Below are 24,050 nucleotides of genomic sequence, written 5' to 3'. Positions count from 1 at the left end.
ATGCCCCCCACGATCCTGCTCACCGAACCCATCGCGGCGGCCGGGCTGGCGCTGCTGCGCGCCGGCGGTGACGTGCACATCGCCCACGCCACCGACCCGGCCACCCTGGCCGGGCCGCTCGCCACCGCCGACGCCCTGGTGGTGCGCTCCTCGCCGGTCACCGCCGCCATGCTGGAGGCCGCGCCCCGGCTGCGGGTGGTCGGCCGGCACGGCGCCGGACTGGACGGCATCGACCTGGCCGCCGCCGAGCGGCTGGGCATCACCGTGGTCGGCACCCCGGGCGCCAACGCCGAATCGGTGGCCGAGTTCGTCATCCTGGCCGCCCTCACCCTCGCCCGGCAGACCCCGGCGGCGGTCGCCGCGCTGGCCCGGGGCGACTTCCCGGCCGGCCGGTCACTGCCGTCGGCGGTGGTCGCCGCCGGACTGACCGGCACCATGCTCGCCGGCCGCACCCTCGGCCTGGTCGGCCTCGGCGCGATCGGCCGGGGCGTCGCGGCGCGCGCGCAGGGCCTCGGCATGACCGTCGTCGGGTACGACGTCGCGGTCACCACGCCACCCGCCGGGGTACGCCTGGTCGGGCTGGACGAGCTGCTGCGTACCGCCGACGTGGTGAGCCTGCACGTGCCGCAGACCCCGCAGACCACCGGACTCGTCGACGCCGCCGCGCTGGCCCGGATGCGACCCGACGCCCTGCTGGTCAACACCGCGCGGGCCGGCGTGGTGGACCGCACCGCCGTGCTCGCCGCGCTCGACACCGGCCGGCTGCGCGGCTACGCGGTGGACGTCTACGCGCCCGAACCCCCCGACCCCGGCGAACCGCTGCTGCACCACCCCCGGGTCTTCGCCACCCCGCACCTGGCGGCGATGACCCACGACGCGTTGGACGCGATGGCCGTCGCCGTCGCGCGCGGCGTGCTCGCGCACCTGCCCGCCCCGGAAGGAACCGCACCGTGACCCTGCCCGTCCCCGCCACCGCACTCGAGTACGTCGGCGTCGACACCCTCGTCGACGACGACACCCGGGACCTCCAGGCCGCCGTCCGCGCCTTCGTCGACCGGCGGATCCGCCCGCACGTCGCCATCTGGTACGAAGAGGGCCACCTGCCGGTCCGGGACCTGGCCCGCGAACTCGGCCAGCTCGGCGTGCTCGGCATGCACCTGGACGGGTACGGCTGCGCCGGCACCTCCGCCGTCGCGTACGGGCTGGCCTGCTTCGAGCTGGAGGCCGGCGACTCCGGGCTGCGCTCGCTGGTGTCGGTGCAGGGCTCACTGGCCATGTACGCGATCTGGCGGTTCGGCTCGGAAGAGCAGAAGCAGCGCTGGCTGCCCCGGATGGCGGCCGGTGAGGCGATCGGCTGTTTCGGGCTGACCGAACCCGACTTCGGCTCCGACCCGTCCGGCATGCGTACCCGGGCCCGCCGCGACGGCGGTGACTGGGTGCTCACCGGCACCAAGATGTGGATCACCAACGGGTCGGTCGCCGACGTGGCCGTGGTGTGGGCCCGCACCGACGAGGGCGTACGGGGCTTCCTGGTGCCCGCCGGCACCCCCGGCTTCACCGCCCCGGAGATCACCCGCAAGCTCTCGTTGCGCGCCTCGGTCACCTCGGAACTCGTCCTGGACGACGTCCGGCTGCCCGCCGACGCGATGCTGCCCGAGGCGGCCGGGCTGTCCGGGCCGCTGTCCTGCCTGAACGAGGCCCGCTTCGGCATCGTCTTCGGGGCGCTCGGCGCGGCCCACGACTGCCTGCAGACCACCGTCGGGTACGCCCGCAGCCGGCAGATCTTCGACAAGCCGCTCGCCGCGTACCAGGCCACCCAGCTCAAGCTCGCCGACATGGGCCTGGAACTGGGCAAGGGGATGCTGCTGGCGTTGCAGATCGGCCGGCTCAAGGACGCCGGCACCCTCGACCACCGGCAGATCAGCCTGGGCAAGCTGAACAGCGTCCGGGAGGCCATCGCCATCGCCCGCGAGTGCCGGAGCATCCTCGGCGCGGCCGGCATCACCCTCGACTACCCGGTGCTGCGGCACGCCGCGAACCTGGAGTCGGTGCTCACCTACGAGGGCACGTCCGAGGTGCACCAGTTGATCATCGGCCAGGTGCTGACCGGCCACGCCGCCTTCCGCTGACCGCCCCCGGCTACTGCCCCGCCGCCCTCCGACCGGTCCGGTCGCCCCCGCCCCGGCCCACGTCCACCGCCGGTCCAGCCACGCCGCCCTCTGGTCGGGCCGGCGACCTCCGATCCGGCCACGCCGCCCGCCGGCCGGCCGGGTGCCCCGCCCCGGCCCACGTCTTCCTCCGACCGATGTCGGGGCCGATGATCGACTCCGGTTGCGGCATCTCGGCCGTTCATGCCGCGCGGTGTGGCCCAGTTGCCGCATATCGCGTCGTCGCCGCGACGGACGAAAGTCGATCGTCGGATGTGGACCTTGCTTGATAGCGTTCCCGGCGGCTGAAGGGAAGATCGGCATGGCGAAGCTCAACCAGATCATCGCGGTCACCAAGGGCGTCAAGGCCCAGACCACGCGCGAGTTCACCGACGCGCACCGCAACGTGCAGAAGGCGCCGCTGCTGTCCGGCATCTCCCGCAGTTACCAGCCCAAGGACGAGGAGGGCGAGCAGCTTCCGCCGGAGTCCACCCGGGTCCAGGTGTCGGCCACCGACGTGCTCACCGACGTGTCGGCGTCGCTGACCCGGATGTTCGACCTGGTGCTCACCCAGGACGTGGCGAACACCCGGGCGAAGGCCGACGTGGTGGTGGACGGGCGGACCATTCTCGCCGACGTCCCGGTCACCTACCTGCTGTTCCTCGAGAAGCAGCTTGTCGACCTGCACACCTTCGTCGACAAGCTGCCCGTCCTCGACCCGGCCGAGACCTGGACGTTCAACGACGCCGCCGGGGCGTACGCCTCGGACCCGGTCCGGACGGTGCGCAGCAAGAAGGTGATGCGCAACCACGTCAAGGCCGAGGCCACCGAGAAGCACCCCGCCCAGGTGGAGGTCTACACCGAGGACGTCGCGGTCGGTTACTGGACGACGGTGAAGCTCTCCGGTGCGCTGCCCGCCACCCGGGTCAAGGAGCTGCGGGAGCGGGTGGCGAAGCTCCAGCAGGCGGTGAAGTTCGCCCGCGAGCAGGCCAACATGGCCGAGGTGGAGGACGTGAAGGCCGGCGAGCGGGTGTTCGGCTACCTGTTCGGGTAGCGTTCGAGACTCCCTCCGTCGGAGCGCGGAGGGATGCGCGCAAGCGCAGCACGAAACTGAGACTGAACGTCAGACTGAACCGGGACGTGTGTCGGTTGCGGGTTCGATCCCCGCCCCCAGCACCCGCGCTGGGGTGGCCCAACTGGTAGAGGCGGCCGTCCCTCAAGCTCAGACTCTCGCTCCAGCCTCAGCATTCCCGCCGATCGCCGGATCGACCAGCCGTGGAATGGGCTCGTCGAAGTGCAGGTTCGAATCCTGCCCGCGCCTCTTCGTGGCGCGGTGGCCCAATGGTAGAGCGCGACGAACGATCAGACTGAGCCACGGCTTTAAACGCCACCGGCGTGCGTAGATGGGCGGACACCTGGAACCCCCGGCTTGGGTAGGCCGGGGGTTCCGCTTCTCCCGCCCGTGGCCCGCCGCTTTCCCGGTTCATCAGCCGCTTTTCGCCCCACAGCCCGCTTTCCCGCCCCGGGTCAGCCGACCAGGCGGCGTTCCCAGGCCCAGGCGGCGATCTCCACCCGGTTACGGGCGTCCAGTTTGGACTGGACGCTGGCCAGGTGCGTCTTGACGGTGCCGACGGTGATGAACAGCCGGGCGGCGATCTCGGCGTTCGTCGCGCCCCGCGCCACCAGCCGCACCACCTCCAGCTCCCGGGGAGACAGGCCGGTCTCGACCGGGCGGGGCGTCGCCGACGGGTTCAGGTGCCGCAGCAGCCGTACCGTGATCGACGGGCTGATCAGGGCGTCCCCGGCGACGGCCGCCCGCAGCGCCTCCACCAGCAGCGCCGGGCCGGAGTCCTTCAGCAGGAACCCGCACGCGCCGCCCCGCAGCGCCCGGTGCACGTACTCGTCCAGGTCGAAGGTGGTGACCACGACCACCCGGACCGGGTCGGCGACCCCCGGGCCGGCGAGCAGCCGCAGCGCCTCCAGCCCGTCCATCCGGGGCATCCGGATGTCCAGCAGCGCGACGTCGGGGCGTAACCGGCGGGCCAGCTCGACCGCCTCGACGCCGTCGGCGGCCTCACCGACCAGCGTCATGTCCGGCTGCGCGTCGATGATCATGCCGAAGCCGGTCCGCACCATGGCCTGGTCGTCGGCCACCAGCACCCGGATCACCGGCCGTCACCCCCGTCCCGCAGCACCCGGATCATCGGCCGTTGCCCGTCCATCAGCACCCGGCTCACCGGGTGGCCCGCTCGTCCACCGGCAGCGCCATGTCCAGCACCCAGCCGCCGTCGACCCCCGGGCCGGCGGTCAGCCGGCCGCCGAGCGCCCCGACCCGCTCGGTCAGCCCGACCAGGCCGAAACCCGGCCGCTGCCGGGACCGCCCGCCGTGCTGACCGCGTCCGTCGTCGGTCACCCGGACCAACAGCCAGTCCGGGGTACGGGTCACCCACACCCCCACCCGGGTCGCGCCGGTGGCGTGCTGGCGGACGTTGGTCAGCGCCTCCATCACCACCCGGTACGCCGACGAGGTCACCTCGACGGGCAGGTCGTCGAGGCGTCCCTCGGTGTGCAGGACTGCCTCGACCGGACCGGCGGCGGAGAAGTTCCCGACCAGCTCCGGCAGGTCCGCCAGCCCCACCAGCGGTGCCAGCGGCGCGTCCGGTGCGCCGTCCTGCCCGCGCAGCACGCCCACCATCCGGCGCATCGCCGTCATGGTCTCCGCGCCGGCCCGTTCGATCTGCTCCAGGGCGACCGCCGCCCGCGCCGGGTCCCGCTCGGCCACGTACCGGGCGCCCTGGGCCTGGACCACGATGCCGGTGACATGGTGGGCGATGAAGTCGTGCAGGTCACGGGCGAACTCGGCGCGCTGCTGCGCGCGTACCGTGGCGAGCTGCCGGTCCCGGGCGGTGGCCGCCATCCGGAAGTACATGCCGGCGGTGGCGCTGCCCGCCGCGAGCAGCGCGTACGACATCCCGATGACCTGGTACACACCGAGGGTGCCGGCGCGCATCGGTAGCACCGCCACGGCCAGGCCGGTCGCGGCGACCAGCACCAGCGCGGGCACCGGAGCGGCCCGGCGGGCCAGCACGAAGATCATGCCGAGCAGGCCGACCGACTCGGCGAGCCCCCAGAAGCTCGGGGAGCCACGCGGCTCCCACCGGCTGACGAGGTCGGGCTGCTCGGCGATCAGGAACCGGCCGGCGGTGGTGACCAGCGACCAGACCACCACCACGGACGCGGCGACCACCAGCCGGCGCGAGCCCTGCCGGTGGGCGGGCAGCCACACCGCCGCGGTGGCGACGGCCAGCGCCACGTGCCAGAGCGCGACCAGCAGACCGACGTCGCCGCTGAGTACGAAGATGCCGCTCTGCAGGACGTCGACCATGCCGAGCAGCGCCATCCCGGCCAGCGCCACCGCCTGACCGGCCCGGCGTCCCCAGGCGTGCACCCGCTCCGTCATCGCCACCACGGTATCCCCGCCCGACCGGCCGCGGATCTGCCGAAAGGCAGACCCGGCCCGCCCCGCTCCCCGCCCGGGGACGGATGTGCCGGCGGGGCCGGTGCCGCGACGCTGGGCCGGTCAACGCAGCACTGGAGGAAGAATGACGAAACACCCCGCCCAGCCGGCCGCCGTCGCGGCCGTCGACGTGGTCAAGGTGTACGGCAGGGGCGAGACGGCGGTACGGGCCCTCGACGGTGTGTCGGTGGGCTTCGGCCGGGCCCGGTTCACCGCGATCATGGGGCCGTCCGGGTCCGGCAAGTCGACCCTGATGCACTGCCTGGCCGGCCTGGACACGGCCACCTCGGGTCAGGTGCTGCTCGGCGGCACCGACCTGACCCGGCAGTCGGACAAGGTGCTCACCCGGGTCCGGCGGGAACGGATCGGCTTCGTGTTCCAGTCGTTCAACCTGCTGCCCCAGCTCACCGCCGCGCAGAACATCACCCTGCCGCTGGACCTGGCCGGTCGGCCGGTCGACCGGGAACTCTTCGACCACCTGGTGCGGGTGCTCGGTCTCGCCGACCGGCTGGCCCACCGGCCCAGTGAACTCTCCGGCGGGCAGCAGCAGCGGGTCGCGCTGGCCCGTGCCCTGGTCACCCGCCCCGAGGTGGTGTTCGCCGACGAGCCCACCGGCAACCTGGACTCCCGGGCCGGGGCCGAGGTGCTCGGCTTCCTGACCGACTGCGTGCGGACCCTCGGGCAGACCGTGGTGATGGTGACCCACGACCCGGTCGCCGCCGGGTACGCCGACCGGGTGGTGCTGCTCGCCGACGGCCGGATCGCCGGTGACCTGGACCGGCCGGACGCCACGACGATCAGCCACGCCCTGCACGAGCTGGCCGGTGCCCGGTGAGCCGCCGCACCACCGTGCTGCGGACCCAGCTCGGCGACGCCACCCGCCGCCCGGCCCGGCTGCTGCTGATGGGACTCGCCATGATCGTCGCGGCGTTCGTCGCGTACGGGACGGTCCTGGCCGAGGAGATCGCCGAACGGACCATGCTGGCCGGGCTCAGCGGCACCCCGGCGGCGGCGGACGTCGTCGTCGGCCCCGGCGACGAGGGCGCCACCACCCGGGCGCTGGACGCGGTCCGCCGGGTCCCGGGGGTGGCCGAGGCCGTCGGCCGGGTCGACGGGTACGTCGGGATCGTCGACCAGCCGGGCACCGGCTTCAGCCTGTACGCCGACCCGGGCAGCGGCCCGCTCGCCACCGTCCGCCTGGTCCGGGGCGAGTACCCGGACGCGCCCGGCGAGATCGCGGTCAGCGAGCGGACCGTGGACCGGCTCGGCCTGCCGGTCGGCGGCACGGTCCGGGTGGGCGGACCCGAGCCGGGGCAGCCGCTCACGCTGACGGTCAGCGGGGTGGTGGCCGCGCCCGACGACGCCGGGGAGGTCGGGTACACCCGGGACGCCTTCCTCAGCCGGCTCGTCGGACACGACCACCTCAACCAGATCGACGTCCGGCTGGCCGGCGACGCCGACCCGGCCGCCACCTGGACCGCCCTGGAACAGGCCGTCGCCGGCACCGGGGACGAGGGCGGCACGCCGGTGCTCGGTACCGGCGCGGACACCCGGCGCGCCGAGGCCGAGGCGGTCAGCGACCGGGTCAGCGACCTCTTCGCCCTGATCAGCATGTTCGTGGCGACCGCCGTGGTGGCCGCCGCGCTGGTCGCCACCTCCACCTTCCGGATCGTCTTCGCCCAGCGGATGCGGCAGCTCGCCCTGCTCCGGGCGGTCGGTGCGGACCGGGGGACGCTGCTGCGGGCGCTGGTCGTCGAGGGCACGGTGACCGGGCTGCTCGCCGGCACGGTCGGGGTGCTGGCCGCGTACGGTGCCGGACACCTGCTGCCACCGCTGCTGGACGGCTTCGGGTACGCCGTCTCCGCGCCCGGCACGCCGGTCGGCGCGGCCGTCGCCGTGGTGCTCGGTACCGCACTGGTCGCCGTGCTGGCCGTGCTCGCCCCGGCGGTCACCGCCGCCCGGGTGGCCCCGCTGGAGGCACTCCGGACCGCCAGTGTCTCCGCCGGCCAGCGCGGGGTGAACCGGCTGCGGACCGCCACCGGCCTCCTGTTCGCCGTGGGCGCGGCGCTGGTGGCCCTGCTGGTGGTCGGCCAACTGCCCGGACCGGCCCCGGAGAACTACGACCCGCTGGGCCCACTGCTGCTGATCGTGCTCTCCGGCACCCTGGCGTTCGTCGCCCTGGTGGCCCTCGGGCCGGTACTGGTCCGGCCGCTGCTGGCCGGGGTGGGCTGGCCGCTGCGCCGGCTCGGCCCGGTCGGCCGGCTCGCCGTCGGTGGGGTCGGCGGGGCACCCCGTCGGGCGGCGGCGGTCAGCGTGGTGGTCGCCCTGGGCGTCACCCTGATCGCGGGCGCGCTGGTGGGCAGCGCCTCGATCCGGGAGCTGACCACCCGGGAACTGGCCGGGATGGCCCCCGCCGACCTGGCCGTCACGGCCACCGAGGCGGGGAACGGGGTGCTGCCCGCCGGTTTCGTGGACCGGGTCCGGGCCGACCGGACGCTGACCGGGGTGCTGCCGTACCGCAGCAGCCCGCAGGTGCGGGTCGCCGGCACGGACATCGAGGGGCTGGCCGCCGTGGACCTGAACCTGCGGGCCCTGTCCACCTGGCCGGACTTCGCCGCCACCACCGGTTCGCTCACCGACCTGGGGCCGGGGCGGGTGGTGCTGCTGTCGTTCTACGCGCGGGAGGCCGGGGTGGTGCCGGGGGACACCGTCACGCTGACCCGGGACGACCGTTCGGTGTCCCTGCGGGTGGTCGGCACCCTGGACAACACGCCGGTCGACGCCGGCATCCTCCTCGACCCGGCCGACCTGGACCGGCTGGGCGTGCCGGCGGCCCCCACCGGGCTGGTCGCCGACCTCACCGACGACGGCGAGCAGGCACGCACCGAGACGGTGAAGGCGCTACGGGCCCTCGGTGGCGCGGCCGTGGCCGTGGCGATGCTCGCCGACGCCCGGGACGAGGTCGACGGTGACCTGAAGTCGATCTTCGGGGTGGTGTTGTCGATGCTCGGGCTGACCGTGGTCGTCGCGGTGGTCGGGGTGGGCACCACCACCGGGCTGTCCGTGGTCGAACGGATCCGGGAGTCCGGTCTGCTCCGCGCGGTCGGGATGTCCCGGGCCCGGCTGCGGGCCATGCTGACCGTCGAGGCGGGCCTGTACGGCGTCCTCGGCGCGGTCACCGGTCTGCTGCTGGCCGTGCCGTACTCGTGGTTGATGGTGGCCGCGCTCGGCGGCGACGTGCCGGTCGAGTTCCCGGCCGGGCAGCTCGCGCTGGTGGTGGTGGCGCTGGCCGTGGCGACCGCCCTGGCCGGCCTCCTCCCGGCCCGCCGCGCCGCCCGGGTGTCCCCGGTGACCGCCCTCAGCGACTGACCCCGACGACGATCGTGGTGGGAACCGGCCCCCGGAAGGGTCGTTTCCCACCACGATCTGAACGGAGGTCGCGGTTACGACGCGTCGGCGAAGGTGACGGTGAACGGGTCGCTGTTGTCGGACGGGACGGCGTCCGCGACGAGACTGTAGTAGTAGGTCTCCACGGCGAGGGTGGCCTGGGTGGGTGGCGTCGGAGTGGTCTCCGCCGATGCCACCAGCAGCGCGTCGAAGGTACGCACCTCGCCCTCCATCATCTCGCCGCCGGGCACGCAGAAGTGCGCGCAGCCGTCGAACGGGTCGGTCTGCGACAGCCACACCCCCGCCGGGAGGTTCTGCTCGACCAGGTAGTTGCCGGTGTGCGCGGCGTCGCTGGCGTACCGGACCGTGACCGGCATCCGCCCGAGCCAGCTGCCGTCGGGCTGACGGACCATGGTGGCGTCCCCGACGGTGATCGAGGCGTCGGGCACCAGGTCCCGGACGTACGGCACCGGGTCGCGCAGGGACCCGGTGGTCGACCGGAACAGGGTCCGGAAGCGGGTCTCGGTGATCACCGTGCCGTCGACCTTCACCGCGACGCGGCCGCCGGCCGCCTTCATCGCCTGGGCCTGCGGTGCGGTGAGGACCTCGAAGTCCAGCTCGAAGGACCGGGTCTCACCCGGCTGCCAGGGCTCACCCGGCACCGCGCACTCCAGCCGGGACCGGCCGTCGGGCAGCAGCTCGGAGCTGTAGCAGTTCAGCCCGGTGGCCGGGTTCTTGTAGGTGTGGCGGATCGGTTCGGTGATGACGAAACGGACCTGTGCCGGTTCGGTGCCCTGGTGGGTGACCTCGATCGGCAGGGTTCCCCGGTATCCCCGGTCGACGGTCGGTTCCAGCACCAGCCGGCCGACGGTCGCGGTCGATCCGCTGGTGGTGTCCGGCGCGGCCTGCGCGGCGGGCAGGGCTGTGGTCAGCCCGAGGACGATACCCAGCAGGGCACCGGCCATGGTGGACAGTGGACGTACGCGCATGTTTCTCCCCGTGGTCTTCTGGCGGTTTCCCGCCCTTTGCGTGGCTCGACGTACCGGTCGGCCCCGGCCTGGACGACCGCCGGGCCGGGCCGGAACCCGATTGTCCTGTTCGGCCGGCCGGGTGGAGCCCGGTCGATGATGCCAGTACCGGGTCACCCGTGCCGTCCCATTACGCCTGACGCGGCAGCAGCCCGGCCGGTTGCGGCCGGGCTGCTGGTGGTCGCTGACGGGAACCCGACAGCGGGAGATGGTGGCGGGTCCGGTGCCTCGGCGGCGACCGGCTGCCCTCCGGAGCCGGTCAGGCGGTCGGCACCGGCTGCGGGTCGACCGTCGGCTCCGCGTCGGCCGCCCGGTGCGCGGTACGGCCCCAGACCCGGGGGCCGATCAGGTTGAGGGCGGCGGGCATCACCAGCAACCGGATGACCACGGCGTCCAGGATGACCGCGATGGCCAGGCCCAGGCCGAGCTGCTGGACCACGCTCACCTTCGCCACCAGGAACGACGCGAACACCGCCACCATGATCAGCGCCGCGCCGTTGACCAGGCCGGCGGTGTCCCGTAGGCCCTCGGTGACCGCCCGGTGGTGGTCGCCGTGCGCGGTGAAGTGCTCCCGCATCCGGGAGATCATGATGACCATGTAGTCCATGCTCAGCCCGAACATGATGGCGAACACCAGGGCCGGGGTGGTGCTGTCGATCCGCTGGCCGAGCCAGGTCTGGCTGATCAGGGTGAGCAGCCCCAGGCTGGCCGCCACCACCAGCGCGTTGAGCGCCAGCGCCAGCAGCGGCAGCAGCCACGAGCGGAACGCCCGCGCCAGCAGGGCGATGGTGATCAGCGCGACCGCGATCAGGATGGCCGGCAGAGTGTCGATCAGCACCTCGTCGAAGTCGACGCCGGTCGCGGTCGCGCCGGTGACCTGCACCCGTACCCCGTCCGGGACCGCGCCGGGCAGGTCGGCGCGCAGGTCGTGGATGAGGTCGTGGGCGGCGTCGCTGTCCGGGTCGGAGCTGGGGATCACCACGACCCGGGCGACCCGGCGGTCGCCGTCGGTGTTCCACAACTGGGCGAACCCGGCCTGCGCCTCGGCCGGCAACTGGCCGGCCTGGCCCCCGACGGCGAGGTCGACCGCCTCGGCGGGCAGCCCGATGCTGGTCACGTCGGTGACCGAGTCGATGCCCGGCTGCTCCTTCACGGTGGTCGAGACGGCCCGTACGGCGTCGAGCAGGGTGTCGGCCGGGGTGCTCTCCGGCGCGTCGACCACGATCTGCACCGGGAACAGGTTGCGGAACTCCAGGGCCGCCTGGAGCCGTTCGATGCCCTGCCGGGAGTCGGTCTCCTCGGGCAGGATGGTCGCGCTCGCCACCGGCGACTGGAGCCGGATGTCGGTCATCGGCCAGGCCAGCACCCCGAACAGCGCCACCAGCACGGCCAGGGTCAGCGCCGGCTTGCGCTGGAGCTTGGTGAGCGCGCCCGGACCGGTCCGCCCTTCCCGCGCGGCGCGCGGCTTCAGCGACAGCCAGTTGATCCGCCGGCCCAGCACGGTCAGCGCGGCCGGCAGCAGGGTCATCGACATGGCCAGGGCGACCAGGGTGACCACCACGCCGGCGATGGCCATGCTGGTGAACACCATGATCCGGGGGATGAACAGGGCCAGCAGCGCCACCACCACGGCCAGGCCGCTGAACAGCACCGCGTGCCCGGCGGTCCGCATCGCGGTGCGCAGCGCCGGCACGTACGTGTCACCGGCGGCGAGTTCGTCCCGGTACCGCTTGATGATGAAGAGCGAGTAGTCCACCGCGACGGCGATGCCGATCAGCGACACCGCGTTGGTGTAGAGGGTGGACAGGTCGGTCAGGAAGGTGATGCCGTACCCGATCGCGGAGGCGACCACCAGCGCCACGCCGGCCAGCACGATCGGCAGCAGCATCGCCCCGACCGAGCGGAACACCACCAGCAGGACGACGATCAGCAGCGGGAACGCGATCATCTCGGCGGTGATCGCGTCGGACTCGGACTGCACGCTCAGGTCGTAGTCGAGGGCCTGGGCCCCGGTGACGTGGACCTGGACGCCCCGGTCCTGCAGCGCCCCGGTCATCCGTTCGCGGAGACCCTCGATCTCGTGCTGGATGGTCGACTTGTCGGTGGTGAAGCCGAGCTGGAGGAAGGTGGTGTGCCGGTCCGGCGAGAGCCACTGCGGATCCTGCGTGTAGTCCTGCACCGACGCCACGTGCGGGGTCTGCTCGGCGATCCGGGTCGCCTCGGCCAGTTCGGCGGTGACGTCGCCGTCCGGTTTGGTGAGGACCACCTGGAGGCTCTCGGGCGCCTCGTCGAAGGCCCGTTCGATGACCTTCTGGCCGGCGGCGGCCTCGCCGCGCGGGTTGTCGAAGCCGCCGGCCTTCAGCGCGCCGGTGAGCGCGATCATCAGGGGTACGCAGATCGCGATGAGCACGATCCAGATCGCGATGACGGTCTTGGGGCGGGCTGTGGAGAACCGGACGACGGCGTTCACGGACGTTGTGCTCCCAGTCGCTCAAAGTGAAGGCGACGGACGTCCCCGTTCGCCGGCCCGCAGGTTCTCGGAGACGGCTGGGGAACCGCTCGAGAATCGCTGGAGCCTCACTCAAGCTACACGTAGCGTTACTACATATCCAGGACCGTGTTCACGCTGAGTGTGTGTCGAGCATTCCTTGAGTGACTCTCGAGTGGTTCACGAGCGAGCCGCCGAAGCATTCAACCGCCGTTGGCGGAGCCGGTGGGCCGGGGGGCGTCGGACCCCGGGCGGTACGGATGGCACCGAGGCTGCGCCAGCCGCCGAAAGAACTCCGGAGTACGTCCCTTCGCAGCGGATCGGAGACATCCACGTGCTCGGCAGACTTTGCGGGATTCAGCGTTTTCGTTGCGACCTTACCACTTTTGACCGGGGGAACCGATGATCGGCCTCGATGAACACGTGCGGACCCTGGTCGACGACCTGGTCGCCGTGAAACCCACGCTGCGCCCGGAGGACGTCCGCACCGAGTCCTCGATCACCCGGGACCTCGGCTTCGACTCGCTGGACCTGGTCGAGCTGGCCGCCCGGATCCGGGACAACCACCCCGACTTCGACCTGCTGCGCTGGCTGGAGGACGCCATGTCGTCCGAGGTGGACAGCGTCGGCTCGATGGCGGAGCTGCTGGCCCGCTCCGGTACCGCACAGGAGGAGAAGCGATGACGACGGCGGCTCCGGCCCGTACCGACTACGTGGCCCTGGCCCACGAACTGGCCCCGAGGTTCGCCGAGCACGCGGCGAGGCACGACCGGGACCTCACCTTCCCGCACGAGAACATGGCCGAGCTGGTCCGCACCGGCTACACCGCGATGACCGTGCCGCCGGAGTTCGGCGGCGACGGGGCGAGCCTGGCCGAACTCTGCGAGGCGCAGCAGATCCTGGCCGGCGGCTGCGCGTCCACCGCGTTCGCGGTCAACATGCACGTACACGGCCTGGCGATGATCGCCCGGCTCGGCGGCCCGAGCGCCGAGTGGGCCTGCCGGGCGGTGCTCGACGGCGCGGTGATCTCCGGCGGCTTCAGTGAGCCGGGCGTCGGCGGCAACTGGTGGCACCCGACCACCCGGGCCGAGGAGGTCGAGGGCGGGTACGTCCTCAACGGCCGCAAGGGCTTCTTCACCGGCTTCCCGGGCGCGACGCACCTGTTCCTCTCCGCCGCCACCCTCGACGACCGGGACCTGCCGCAGCCGCTGGCCTTCCTGATCCCCAAGCCGGAGCAGGGCGTCCGGGTCACCGCCGAGTGGGACGCGGCCGGGATGCGCGCCACCGGCAGCCACTCGCTGGCCCTGGAGAACCTCTTCGTCGACCAGAAGTGGATGGTCGGCGAACGCGGCAACCTGCCGATGCTGTTCATGCTGGGCGTGCACTGGGCCTGGTGCAGCTTCGCCTCCTGCTTCGTCGGCATCGCCCGCGCCGCCCTGGACCACGTGGTCCGCACCCAGAAGCAGCGGGTGCTCAGCGTGATCGGCAAGCCGAACGCGCACCTGCCCGGCATCCAGTTCAAGGTCGCCGAGATGGCCGCCAAGGTGGCCGCCGCCCGCGCCCACCTGGAGGCGGCGATCCACGCCGAGCACGACGGGGTGGACCCGCTGCGGCACTACATCGACATGAGCGTCATGAAGACCACCGTCACCCGGCTGGCGCACGAGGTGGTGACCCTCGGCATGCAGGTGCAGGGGGGTTCCGGCCTGTCCTCCAGCGACCCGCTCCAGCGGATGTACCGGGACGTCGTCGCCGGCCTGCTGGTGCCGCCGGCCACCGACGTGGTCCTGGAGTGGGCCGGCAAGCAGGCCCTGGACGTGCCGATCTTCGCCGAGCCGCGCTGGGTCGGGTGAGCCGGGTGACCACGACGACCAACGAGGAGGCCACGATGTCGAGCACGGGGAGCACGGTGTCGGACGCCGGGACCACGGTGTCGGACGCGGACGTCCGGCCGGTCGCCACCGACCTGGCCGCGGACTTCGAGAAGCGCCGGGCCGGCCGGGTGGACGCCGGTGACCTGGTCGGCGAGAACCTGGCCGCGCTGGCCGCCGCCGGGATCACCCCGGCCGCCGTCACCGACGCCGCCGTCCGCCGGCGGGTGCTGCGGACCGTGGCGGGTGGCTGCGGGGCGACGGCCTTCGCGCTCGCCGCGACCTTCGCCGCGACCGCGACCGCGACCGCGACCGCGACCGACACCGACACCGGCACCGCCGACGCGGGCTCCGGCAGTACGCCGGCAGGTGCCGGCCGGGCCGAGGCGGTGCTGTACCACGCGGCCGTGCAGTTCGGCCTGGCCGAGCGGGCGTACGCGGTTGCGGTGGACCGGGTCCGGCACGCCGGTGACCTGGCCCGCCAGCCCGGCCCGCAGTTCGCGGTGGCCCGGATGCGCGGCTCGCTGGACACCATGACCGCGCTGCTCGACCGACAGGCGGCCCGGGTCGTCGACGCGGGTGCCGCCGGCCGGGACGACGGCGACGACGCCGGCGCGTTGGCCGAGGCGTGCACCGCCGGGCTGTACCTGGCCGGCGAGGCCGAGACCGTGGTGTCGGCCGGCTACGACCTGGTCGCCGCCGACCCCGACGGCGCGGCCCGGATCGGCCAGATCTGGCACGACCTGAAGGCCACCCCGGCCCCGGTCTCCGGCTCGCTGGCCCGGGAACTGGTCGGCAAGGCCGCGTTCGGCATCGACCCGGACGAGACCCCGAGGTGGGTGTGATGGCCGGCGACCGGCACCTCGCCGCGCTCGACCCGAACGCGGTGGCGATCGACAACGAGTACTACCACGAGGTCGGCGACGACTGGTGGGACGCCAGCGGGCCGCTGCGCGCGCTGCACGACATGAACCCGGCGCGGGTGGCGTACTTCGACGAGACCGCCCGGCGGGCGTTCGGCCCGGACCGCTCGGCGGTACGGGTGCTGGACATCGGCTGCGGCGGCGGGCTGGTCTCGGAGCGGATGGCGGCGCTCGGCTACCCGGTCACCGGGGTGGACCTGTCCGCCGGTTCGATCGAGACCGCCCGCCGGCACGCCGCCGCCACCGGCGTGACCGTCGACTACCGGGTCGGCTCGGCGTACGAGCTGCCGAAGCCGGACGGCTCGGTCGACCTGGTGGTGATCTCGGACGTGCTGGAACACCTGCACGACCTGCCCGGCGCGGTCGCCGAGATGGCCCGGGTGCTGCGGCCTGGCGGGATCGTCGTGTTCGACACGATCAACCGGACGGTGGCGAGCTGGCTCAAGGCGATCGTCCTGTCCGAGAAGATCCTCAAGATCATCTATCCGGGTACGCACAACTGGAAGATGTTCATCCGCCCGGACGAGCTGCGGGCCGTCTTCGCGCAGCACGGGCTGACCCTCACCGAGACCAGGGGCCTCGAACCCGTGGCACCGCCGCACAAGCTCGTCCCCGCCACGCTGCGCGGCCGGCCGGTCGGCCCGTTCCACCTCACCCCGTCCACCGCCGTGAGCTACATCGGCCAGGCCGTCAAGTCCCAGGAGAGCTGACACATGGTTTGGATCAGGACCAAGACCAAGCGTGACGCCGTCATCCGTACCAGCCGTGACGACCTGCGCAAGACGATGCTCGACATCGTCACCACCGGCAAGCTGATGCCGGGCGTCGAGGAACTCGCCCAGGTCGGCGACGACCTGTACCACTACCGGCTGGCCGAGGTCTCCAACGGCGTCGTCCGGTTCACCCCGGAGTACACCGCGCGGTTCGACACCTCCGACCCGGACGCGATCACCTGGGAGCCGGTCGGCGAGTCGAACTTCCGGTCCTGGGGCACCTTCCGGATCAGCGACGGGCCCACCCCCGACGAGCAGGTCCTGGAGATCGACACCCGCTCCGAGGCGTCCGTCGACGTGGCCCGGGTGGTGGTCGTGCTGATCGAGCCGTTCGCCCAGAAGGAGAGCGACGAGGTCACCGGGGGCTTCGTGACCGCGATCAAGAAGGCGGTCGAATCGGCGAGCGTGTCCGGATGATCAGCGCCACAGATCCGGTACGTCCGGCGCGGATCGTCGGCCTGCGCACCGCACAGGCCGGCCCGGCCATCTCCCAGCGGCACATGTTCGACTCCTTCTACCGGGGGCTCTACGCCGACGTGCCGGACGCCGAGAAGCTCTTCATGAGCACCCAGGTCGAGCAGCGCCGGCTGCTCTGGCCGCCGGCGGAGCACTACGGTACGGCCTGGCCCGGCATGCGGGCCCGGATCGAGGCGTGGGAGCAGGGCGTTCTCGCGATGGGCCGGGAGACCGTCGGCGGGGTGCTCGACGGCGTCGACCACGACCGGATCGGCAGCTACACCTTCGTGAGCTGCACCGGGTACGCCGGCCCCACCCCGGAGATGCTGCTGGCCAAGGAGTTCGGCCTGCGGAAGAACCTGCGCCGCACCTTCGTCGGCCACATGGGCTGCTACGCGGCCTTCAACGGACTCAAGGTCGCCCTCGACTCGCTCGCCGGCCGACCCGACGAACTGGCCCTGGTCACCTGCGCCGAGGTCTGCTCGGTGCACCTGCGGCCCGAGGCCACCAAGGAGCAGGTCGTGGTCACCGGCCTGTTCGGCGACGCCGCCGCCACCCTGCTGCTCGAATCGGTGGACGACGTCGACGCCGCGCCCGGCCCGGTGGTGCTCGGTACGCACACCGAGACCCACCCGGAGACCTCGGCGGCGATGACCTGGAAGGTGATGGACGACGCGTTCCGGATGACCCTGTCGCCGTACGTGCCGCTCTACCTCGCCGAGTCGATCCGGCCGTTCGTCACCCGGCTGTTGGAACCGCACGGGCTGACCGTCGGCGACATCGGGCACTGGGGCATCCACCCCGGCGGCCCCAAGATCATCGACTTCGTCGGGGAACGGCTCGAACTGCCGGTCGCCGCGCTGCGCCCGTCCCTGGAGATCCTGCGGTCCTGGGGCAACTGCTCCTCGCCGACGGTGCTGCTGATCCTCGAACACATTCTGCGCACCGCCCAACCGAAGCCGGGCGAGTACGCCGTCCTGATGGCCTTCGGCCCCGGCCTGACCATGGAGTCCGCCCTGGTCCGGTTCTAGCGACCGGCCCGCTTCCGAGGCCCGGCCGGGTGTGCAGCCCGGCCCGCTTCCGAGGCCCGGCCGGTGTGCCGGGCCCGGCCCGCAACCCTGGCACAACCACGAGAAACGGAGTCGGCCCATGGCCACCCCCAACCCGACCGAGAACCTGGTCGCCGAACTGCTCACCCAGTCCTGGGTGATCGACATGTTCACCGAGATCGGGGAGCGTCAGCGCCAGTCGATCGAGGTCTCCGGCCAGGTCCGGGAGCGCGCCGCGTCCAACCACGTCTTCTGGCCGTTCCACGCCCCGCAGTTCCCGCTGGTGGTCGCCGAGGCGTCCGGCAGCCGGATCACCGACATCGACGGCAACACCTACCTCGACTCGCACCTGGGCTTCGGCGCGCAGGCGCTGTTCGGGCACAACCCGCCGGCCGTGGTCGAGCACCTCCGCGAGCACCTGGGCCGGTCCACCGGCAACGGCTACCTCAACCTCACCGAACTCCAGCTGGTCGACCTGCTGGAGGAGATGCTGCCACACTGCCAGAAGTTCGCCTTCCTGAACTCCGGCACCGACGCCACCAACGCGGCCATCCGGCTCTGCCGGGCGCACACCGGCCGCCGGCTGGTCGCCAAGTTCGAGGGCGCGCTGCACGGCGTGCACGACCTGGCCGCGCACAACACCGCGTTCTGGTACCACGGTCACCCGACCCAGCCGTTCCCCGAGGTCACCGCGGACGGCATCGCGCCGCTGCCGGCCCTCACCGGGGTCGCCCCGGCCGCGAAGACCGAACTGCTGATCCTGCCCAACGACCCGGCCGTGGCGCTGGCCCTGATCGAGAAGCACCGCGACGAACTGGCCTGCGTGCTCGGCGAGGCGGTCTCCTCGTCGTTCCCGTACGCCGAGCACACCGTGCCGCTGATCAAGGCGGTCGCGGACCGCTGCAAGCAGCTGCGGGTGCCGTTCGTGCTGGACGAGGTGCTCACCGGCTTCCGGTACGGCCCCACCGGCGCGGCCGGCCACTTCGACATCCCGGCCGACCTGTACTGCTACGGCAAGGTGGTCACCGGGCTGGGTCTGCCGCTGTCGATCGTGGCCGGTCGGGCCGACATCATCGACAACATGCAGACCACCGGTCTGCCCCTGACCGACCTGGGCCGCAAGACCTGCGTGCAGACCACGCACGCCGGCAACCACCTGTCGCTGGCCGCCTCGTACGCCTCGCTGAGCCTGCTCCGCGACGCCGGGGACGCCTACTACCAGCGCACCCGGGCCAAGGTGGACTCCGTGCAGGGCCGGCTGGCCGAGTTCCGCACCGAGACCGGCATCCCGCTGCGGCTGCTCGGCTTCGGTGACTTCATCGGCTCGTTCGGGTTCGTCGCCGGCGAGTCGTACGACGACTACCGCGAGTTCGCCGCCGCGGTGAACCCGATCGGGCTGTTCCTGCTGACCCTGATGCTGCGCCGTCGGGGCATCTACACGCTGAGCCTGCCGATGTTCTTCACCGGTGACGCGCACTCCGACGCCGACGTGGAGGAACTGCTCTCCGCCGTCCTCGACTCGGCCCGCGAGCTGGACAAGCACGGCTTCCCGTTCGTGCTGCCGGCCTGACCAGTCAACCCCTCGAAACCCGGATGGGCCAACCCACATGACGATCACCGAACCCGCCCCGGACACCCGCACCCCCGCCGAGATCCTCGCCGACGTGATGAGCCAGCCCTGGGTGGGCGACCTCTTCGCCGAACTGGCCGAACGGCAGCAGAACTCCATGGCGCTGGCCGAGGAGGTACGCGAACACGTGGTCACCAACCACGTGTTCCTGCCCTTCCACGCGCCGATGTTCCCGCTCGGTGTCGCCGAGGCGCAGGGCAGCCGCCTCACCGACGTGGACGGCAACACCTACATCGACTCGCACCTGGGCTTCGGCGGGCAGTCGCTGTGGGGGCACAACCCGCCGCAGGTGGTCGAGTTCGTCCGCGAGCAGGCGCTGCGCGGCACCGGCAACGGCTACCTCAACCCGCTGGAACTGAAGCTGGGCGAACTGCTCAAGGAGCTGATCCCGCACTGCGAGAAGTTCGCCCTGCTCAACTCCGGTACCGACGCCATCGCCATCGCCACCCGGCTGGCCCGCGCGTACACCGGCCGGCGGCTGGTCGCCAAGTTCGAGGGCTGCTGGCACGGCACCGGCGACGTGGCCGCGCACAACACCTCGTTCTTCGCGCACGGCCACCCGAAGGTCAACCCGTTCCCGGAGATCGGCCCGGAGGGCGTCGCGCCGCTGACCGCGTTCACCGGCGTACCGCACCTGGACATGCTGATCCTGCCGCACGACGCGGCCGCCGCGAGCAAGCTCATCGAGACGTACGCCGACGAGCTGGCCTGCGTCATCGCCGACCCGGCCTGCCAGTCCTGGCCGTTCACCGACCAGACCATCCCGGAGCTGCGCGAGGTCGCCCAGCGCTGCCGGGACCTCGACGTGCCGTTCATCCTGGACGAGGTGCTCACCGGTTTCCGGTTCGGCACCGCCGGCGCGGCCGGACACTTCGACATCCCCGCCGACCTGCACTGCTACGGCAAGGTCGTCTCCGGGCTGGGGCTGCCGCTGGCCGCCATCGGCGGGAAGGCGGAACTGTTCGAGGCGGCGCACACCTCCGGGATGCCGCTGACCGACATCGGCAGCAAGACGTTCGTGGTGAACACCCACTCCGGCAACCACCTGTCGATCGCCGCCTCGTACGCGTCACTGAGCCTGCTCCGCGACGCCGGCCCGGCGTTCTACCAGCGGACCGAGGCCAAGGTGGCCCGGGTGCAGCAGCGGCTGGCCGACTTCCGGGCCGAGACCGGCATCCCGCTGCGGTTGCTCGGCTTCGGCGCGTTCGCCGGCACCTTCGGGTTCACCGCGCGGGACTCCTACGACACCTACCGGGAGTTCGGCGCGGCGGCCAACCCGCTCGGCCCGGCCGTGCTCACCCTGATGCTGCGCAAGCGGGGCGTCTACACGCTCAGCATGCCGATGTTCTACACCGGCGACGCGCACTCCGACGCCGACGTGGACGCCATCTGCGACGCGGTGATCGACTCGGCCCGGGAGATGGGCCGGTACGACTTCCCGTTCGTCATCCCCTGATCGGAGCCCGCCATGAGCATCGACAGCGGTACCAACGCCGACCTCGCGGTGCACCCCGACCGGCGGGGCTTCGTCCCGGACCCGGCGGCCCGGATCGCCCGGCTGACCCCGGCCGGTACGGTGGCCGGCGCGCTGCTGGACCGGGCCCGCCGGGACCCCGACGCGGTCGCCTTCTACCTGCCCGACGAGCCGGCCGACGACCGGCGGATCACGGTGGCCGGGCTGCTGGAGCGGGCGCACGCCGCCGGCGCGGCGCTGGCCGTGGCCGGGCTACGCCGGGGCGGCCGGGTGTGCCTCTGCCTGGACACCTCGGCGGACCTGCTGTCCGGGCTGTTCGGGGCGGCGCTGCTCGGCGCGGTCCCGTCGGTGCTGGAGCCACCGCTGAGCGCCGGCCGCAAGCAGCTCTGGCTGGACCGGGTCCGGCACATCGTGACGGTCGCCCAACCGCAGGTGGTGGTCTGCGACGAGGAACTGCGCGAGGCCACCGTCGAGGCCCTCGCCGGCCTGGACGTCACCGTGCTCAGCCCGCCGTTCCGCCCCGGATCGGTGGCCGAGCCGGTACTGGCCGCCGACCCGGAGGAACCGGCGTTCATCCAGTTCACCTCCGGCACCACCTCGGCGGCGAAGGGCATCGTGCTCAGCCACCGGGCGGTGCTCGCGGCGGCCGCCGCGATCGGCCTGGGCGGCCCGTTCTACGAGGGTGACCTGCTGGCCAGCTGGCTGCCGCTGCACCACGACATGGGCATGGTCGGAGCGACCATGACCCCGTTCCTGCTCTCCCTGCCGTCGGTGCTGATCCGGCCGCTGGCCTTCGGCACCCGCCCGGACCGCTGGCTGCGGCTGATCCACCAGTACCGGGCCACCATCTCACCGGCACCGAACTTCGCGTACCGGCTGGTCGCCGCGATCGGACGGAAGGTCGACCTGACCGGGGTGGACCTGAGCTGCTGGCGGAAGGCGTTCAACGGGGCGGAGGTGGTCGACGCCGGCACCCTGCGGGACTTCCTGGCGGTGGCCGAGCCGCTCGGGTTCCGCCCCGAACACCTGCGGCCCTGCTACGGCATGGCCGAACTCGGGCTGGCCGCCACCTTCTCGCCGCTGGGCACCCCGCCCCGCACCGAGCCGGTCTCCCGGACCGCGATGGCCGAGCGGGGGCAGGCGCTGCCGCCGACGTCCGAGCAGGACACCCACCACTACGTGTCGTCCGGCGTCCCGGTGCCCGGCACCAAGATCCGGGTCGCCGACCCCGCCGACCTGGACCTGCCCGAGCGGCACGTCGGCCGGGTGCTGGTGGCCAGCGAGTCGATGATGACCGGCTACCTGAACGGCCCCGCCGACCCGCTGCTGGAACTGCGCGACGGCTGGCTGGACACCGGTGACCTGGGCTTCCTGCTCGACGGCGAACTCTTCGTCACCGGCCGCAGCAAGGACCTGATCATCCTGGCCGGTCGGAACCACCAGCCGCAGACCTTCGAACGGGCCGCGGAGACCGCCGACGGGGTCAAACCCGGCGGCGCGGTGGCGGTCGGCGTACCCGACCCGCGTAGCGGCACCGAACGGATGGTCGTGGTGGTGGAGAGCCGCAACCACCGGGACCCCGACCGGGCCGCCGACACCGCCCGCGCCGTCGAACGCGCGGTCAGCGACCAGACCGGCGTACGACCGGCGCAGGTGATCGTGGTGCCACCCCGTACCCTGCCCAAGACCTCCAGCGGGAAGCTCCAGCGCCCCCAGGTGGCCGCGATGGTGGCCGCCGGATCGTTGGGGTGACCGGGGTGGAGCTGGCACTGCTCGGCGGGTCGCTGCGGCCGGGGTCGGTGAGCGAGCGGGTGCTGCGCGCCTGCGCCGACCTCGCCACCGCCCGTGGCGCCCGCTGCACGGTGCTCACCGCGGCGGAACTGGACCTGCCGCTGTACCGGCCCGGCGCCGGCCACCACCGGGGACCGGCCGCCGACCTGCTGGCGGCGGTCCGCCGCGCCGACGGGCTGATCGTCGCCACCCCCACCTACCACGGCGGGATGTCCGGCCTGCTGAAGAACGCCCTGGACCACCTGGAGGACCTGGCCGGTGACCGGCCCGCCTACCTCGACGGCCGGGTCGTCGGGTCGGTGGCGGTGGGCTGGAGCGAACACGGCGCGGCCACCGCCGTCGCCGCGCTGCGCACCACCGTCACCTCGCTGCGCGGCTGGGTCACCCCGATGGCGGTCGGCGTCAACTCGATCGAACTGGCCGCCCTGCCGGACGTGGACGCCGCGATCCGCGCCGACGCCCGGCTGATGCGTCGGCTGACGATCCTGGTCGGCCAGGTCACCGACTTCGCCGGCCGGGGCTCCGCCGCCCGCCTGGTCCCCAGCGTCTGAACTTCACCCCGAACCGAGGAGAGCGTCCACGTGAGCACCCAGACCACCGACACCGGCCTGAGCCAGGAGGGCTCGATCGAGGACCTGCACCGGGCGGTGCGCGACCACTACGACAAGCTCGTCGACCTGTACGAGGACCTGTGGGGCGAACACATCCACCACGGGTACTGGGACCTGGACGCCCCGAACGTGTCCCGGGACGTGGCGCAGCGGCGCACCACCCAGGAACTCACCCGCTTCGGCGGCATCCCGCGCGGCGCGAAGGTGCTCGACTCGGGCTGCGGCATCGGCGCGTCCGCGGTGATGCTCGCCGCCGACCTGGACTGCACCGTCGAGGGCATCACCCTCAGCCACGAGCAGGTGAAACGGGCCACCGAGAAGGCCGCCGAGGCCGGCGTCGGCGACCGCACCTCGTTCCGGGTGCTGGACGCCATGCACACCGACTACCCCGACGACACCTTCGACGTGGTCTGGTCGATGGAGAGCTGCGAGCTGATGCCGGACAAGCGGGCGTACCTCGCGGAGAACCTGCGCATCCTCAAGCCGGGCGGCCGGCTCGTCGTCGCCACCTGGACCAGCCGGGACGACCAGCTCGACCCGAAGGAGGTCAAGCTGCTGCGCCGGCTCTACCGGGACTTCGCCATCTCGCACGTGCTGCCGCTGGACCACTACGCCAAGCTCTGCGGCGAACTCGGCTACACCGACGTGCGTACCGCCGACTGGACCGACAACGTCAAGGCCACCTGGGCGCTGTCGGCGGACATCGTCAAGCCGCTGATGCGCGACCCGTCGTACGTGTGGAAGCTGGTCCGGGCCAAGGGCGCGGACATCTTCCGGTTCCTCAACTCCGTCCCGCTGATGAAGCAGGCGTACGACAGGGACGTCATGCACTACGGCGTCTACACCGCCGTCAAGCCCGGCTGACGGCTGACCGGCACCGGCCGGCGGCTGGCCTGGCCGGGTGC

The 24,050-nt window shown here is 72.6% G+C and carries 20 protein-coding genes; 16 read left to right on the top strand and 4 right to left on the bottom strand.

The genetic code is table 11. The features are described 5' to 3' along the window. The 3 genes from PVK37_RS30305 (at window position 1) to PVK37_RS30295 (ending at window position 3,201) form a co-directional block, all read left to right on the top strand. Entirely contained in the window at window positions 1-954 is a 954-nt protein-coding gene (locus PVK37_RS30305) for an NAD(P)-dependent oxidoreductase (RefSeq protein ID WP_275031257.1), read from the top strand. Continuing rightward, the gene (locus PVK37_RS30300; RefSeq protein ID WP_275031256.1) at window positions 951-2,129 is read left to right on the top strand and encodes an acyl-CoA dehydrogenase family protein; all 1,179 of its coding nucleotides are present in this window, start codon (window positions 951-953) and stop codon (window positions 2,127-2,129) included. The genes PVK37_RS30305 and PVK37_RS30300 overlap by 4 nt, the downstream gene beginning before the upstream one ends. Before the next feature lie 340 nt (window positions 2,130-2,469). Beyond that, a complete protein-coding gene (locus tag PVK37_RS30295) occupies window positions 2,470-3,201 on the top strand; it encodes a DUF7873 family protein (protein WP_275031255.1) in 732 nt (243 codons plus the stop codon). A 473-nt stretch (window positions 3,202-3,674) separates the two neighbouring features. Here the strand turns inward: PVK37_RS30295 and PVK37_RS30290 are convergent, their stop codons facing one another. Beyond that, window positions 3,675-4,316: a response regulator gene (locus tag PVK37_RS30290; RefSeq protein WP_275031254.1), complete on the bottom strand. Its 642-nt coding sequence runs from the start codon at window positions 4,314-4,316 to the stop codon at window positions 3,675-3,677. Window positions 4,317-4,380: 64 nt separating this feature from the next. Next, complete coding sequence (locus PVK37_RS30285) at window positions 4,381-5,607, bottom strand: sensor histidine kinase (RefSeq protein ID WP_275031253.1); 1,227 nt, start codon at window positions 5,605-5,607, stop codon at window positions 4,381-4,383. A gap of 142 nt (window positions 5,608-5,749) precedes the next feature. Here PVK37_RS30285 and PVK37_RS30280 point away from each other — a divergent pair, with 142 nt between their 5' ends. Continuing rightward, on the top strand, window positions 5,750-6,499 hold the full coding sequence (locus PVK37_RS30280) for an ABC transporter ATP-binding protein (protein WP_275031252.1): 750 nt from the start codon (window positions 5,750-5,752) through the stop codon (window positions 6,497-6,499). After that, window positions 6,496-9,033 carry an FtsX-like permease family protein gene (locus tag PVK37_RS30275; RefSeq protein WP_275031251.1) on the top strand — a complete coding sequence of 846 codons (2,538 nt, stop codon included), beginning with the start codon at window positions 6,496-6,498 and terminating at the stop codon, window positions 9,031-9,033. The genes PVK37_RS30280 and PVK37_RS30275 overlap by 4 nt, the downstream gene beginning before the upstream one ends. 74 nt (window positions 9,034-9,107) lie before the next feature. On the opposite strand, the gene PVK37_RS30270 is transcribed toward PVK37_RS30275, so the two are convergent. Both PVK37_RS30270 and PVK37_RS30265 read right to left on the bottom strand, forming a co-directional pair. Further along, window positions 9,108-10,040 carry a hypothetical protein gene (locus PVK37_RS30270; RefSeq protein ID WP_275031250.1) on the bottom strand — a complete coding sequence of 311 codons (933 nt, stop codon included), beginning with the start codon at window positions 10,038-10,040 and terminating at the stop codon, window positions 9,108-9,110. 298 nt (window positions 10,041-10,338) lie between these two features. Then, window positions 10,339-12,549: an MMPL family transporter gene (locus PVK37_RS30265; RefSeq protein WP_275031249.1), complete on the bottom strand. Its 2,211-nt coding sequence runs from the start codon at window positions 12,547-12,549 to the stop codon at window positions 10,339-10,341. Window positions 12,550-12,969: 420 nt separating this feature from the next. Here PVK37_RS30265 and PVK37_RS30260 point away from each other — a divergent pair, with 420 nt between their 5' ends. The 11 genes from PVK37_RS30260 to PVK37_RS30210 all read left to right on the top strand — a co-directional run bounded on the left by PVK37_RS30260 (window position 12,970) and on the right by PVK37_RS30210 (window position 24,009). Continuing rightward, window positions 12,970-13,251, top strand: coding sequence for an acyl carrier protein (locus PVK37_RS30260; RefSeq protein WP_275031248.1), 282 nt, complete (start codon window positions 12,970-12,972; stop codon window positions 13,249-13,251). After that, window positions 13,248-14,420: an acyl-CoA dehydrogenase family protein gene (locus PVK37_RS30255; protein WP_275031247.1), complete on the top strand. Its 1,173-nt coding sequence runs from the start codon at window positions 13,248-13,250 to the stop codon at window positions 14,418-14,420. Before PVK37_RS30260 ends, PVK37_RS30255 begins: the two co-directional genes overlap by 4 nt. 5 nt (window positions 14,421-14,425) lie before the next feature. After that, window positions 14,426-15,283, top strand: a complete 858-nt coding sequence (locus PVK37_RS30250; RefSeq protein WP_275031246.1) for a hypothetical protein — start codon at window positions 14,426-14,428, stop codon at window positions 15,281-15,283. Beyond that, window positions 15,283-16,071, top strand: a complete 789-nt coding sequence (gene ubiG / locus PVK37_RS30245) for a bifunctional 2-polyprenyl-6-hydroxyphenol methylase/3-demethylubiquinol 3-O-methyltransferase UbiG (RefSeq protein WP_275031245.1) — start codon at window positions 15,283-15,285, stop codon at window positions 16,069-16,071. Before PVK37_RS30250 ends, ubiG begins: the two co-directional genes overlap by 1 nt. Before the next feature lie 3 nt (window positions 16,072-16,074). Next, on the top strand, window positions 16,075-16,551 hold the full coding sequence (locus PVK37_RS30240; RefSeq protein WP_275031244.1) for a hypothetical protein: 477 nt from the start codon (window positions 16,075-16,077) through the stop codon (window positions 16,549-16,551). After that, the gene (locus PVK37_RS30235) at window positions 16,548-17,621 is read left to right on the top strand and encodes a type III polyketide synthase (RefSeq protein WP_275031243.1); all 1,074 of its coding nucleotides are present in this window, start codon (window positions 16,548-16,550) and stop codon (window positions 17,619-17,621) included. The genes PVK37_RS30240 and PVK37_RS30235 overlap by 4 nt, the downstream gene beginning before the upstream one ends. Window positions 17,622-17,739: 118 nt before the next feature. Next, the gene (locus PVK37_RS30230) at window positions 17,740-19,209 is read left to right on the top strand and encodes an aminotransferase class III-fold pyridoxal phosphate-dependent enzyme (RefSeq protein WP_275031242.1); all 1,470 of its coding nucleotides are present in this window, start codon (window positions 17,740-17,742) and stop codon (window positions 19,207-19,209) included. A gap of 37 nt (window positions 19,210-19,246) precedes the next feature. Next, window positions 19,247-20,725: an aminotransferase class III-fold pyridoxal phosphate-dependent enzyme gene (locus PVK37_RS30225; RefSeq protein ID WP_275031241.1), complete on the top strand. Its 1,479-nt coding sequence runs from the start codon at window positions 19,247-19,249 to the stop codon at window positions 20,723-20,725. 12 nt (window positions 20,726-20,737) lie between these two features. Beyond that, window positions 20,738-22,495, top strand: coding sequence for an AMP-binding protein (locus PVK37_RS30220; protein WP_275031240.1), 1,758 nt, complete (start codon window positions 20,738-20,740; stop codon window positions 22,493-22,495). 5 nt (window positions 22,496-22,500) lie between these two features. Then, window positions 22,501-23,085, top strand: a complete 585-nt coding sequence (locus PVK37_RS30215) for an NADPH-dependent FMN reductase (protein WP_275031239.1) — start codon at window positions 22,501-22,503, stop codon at window positions 23,083-23,085. 30 nt (window positions 23,086-23,115) lie between these two features. Further along, window positions 23,116-24,009 (top strand): methyltransferase domain-containing protein, encoded by an 894-nt coding sequence (locus PVK37_RS30210; protein ID WP_275031238.1) that lies wholly within the window; start codon window positions 23,116-23,118, stop codon window positions 24,007-24,009. The last annotated feature ends 41 nt before the right edge of the window (window positions 24,010-24,050 follow it).

This window comes from Micromonospora cathayae (assembly GCF_028993575.1).
GTDB lineage: Bacteria > Actinomycetota > Actinomycetes > Mycobacteriales > Micromonosporaceae > Micromonospora > Micromonospora cathayae.
This window is presented reverse-complemented; position numbering and strand designations above follow the sequence as displayed.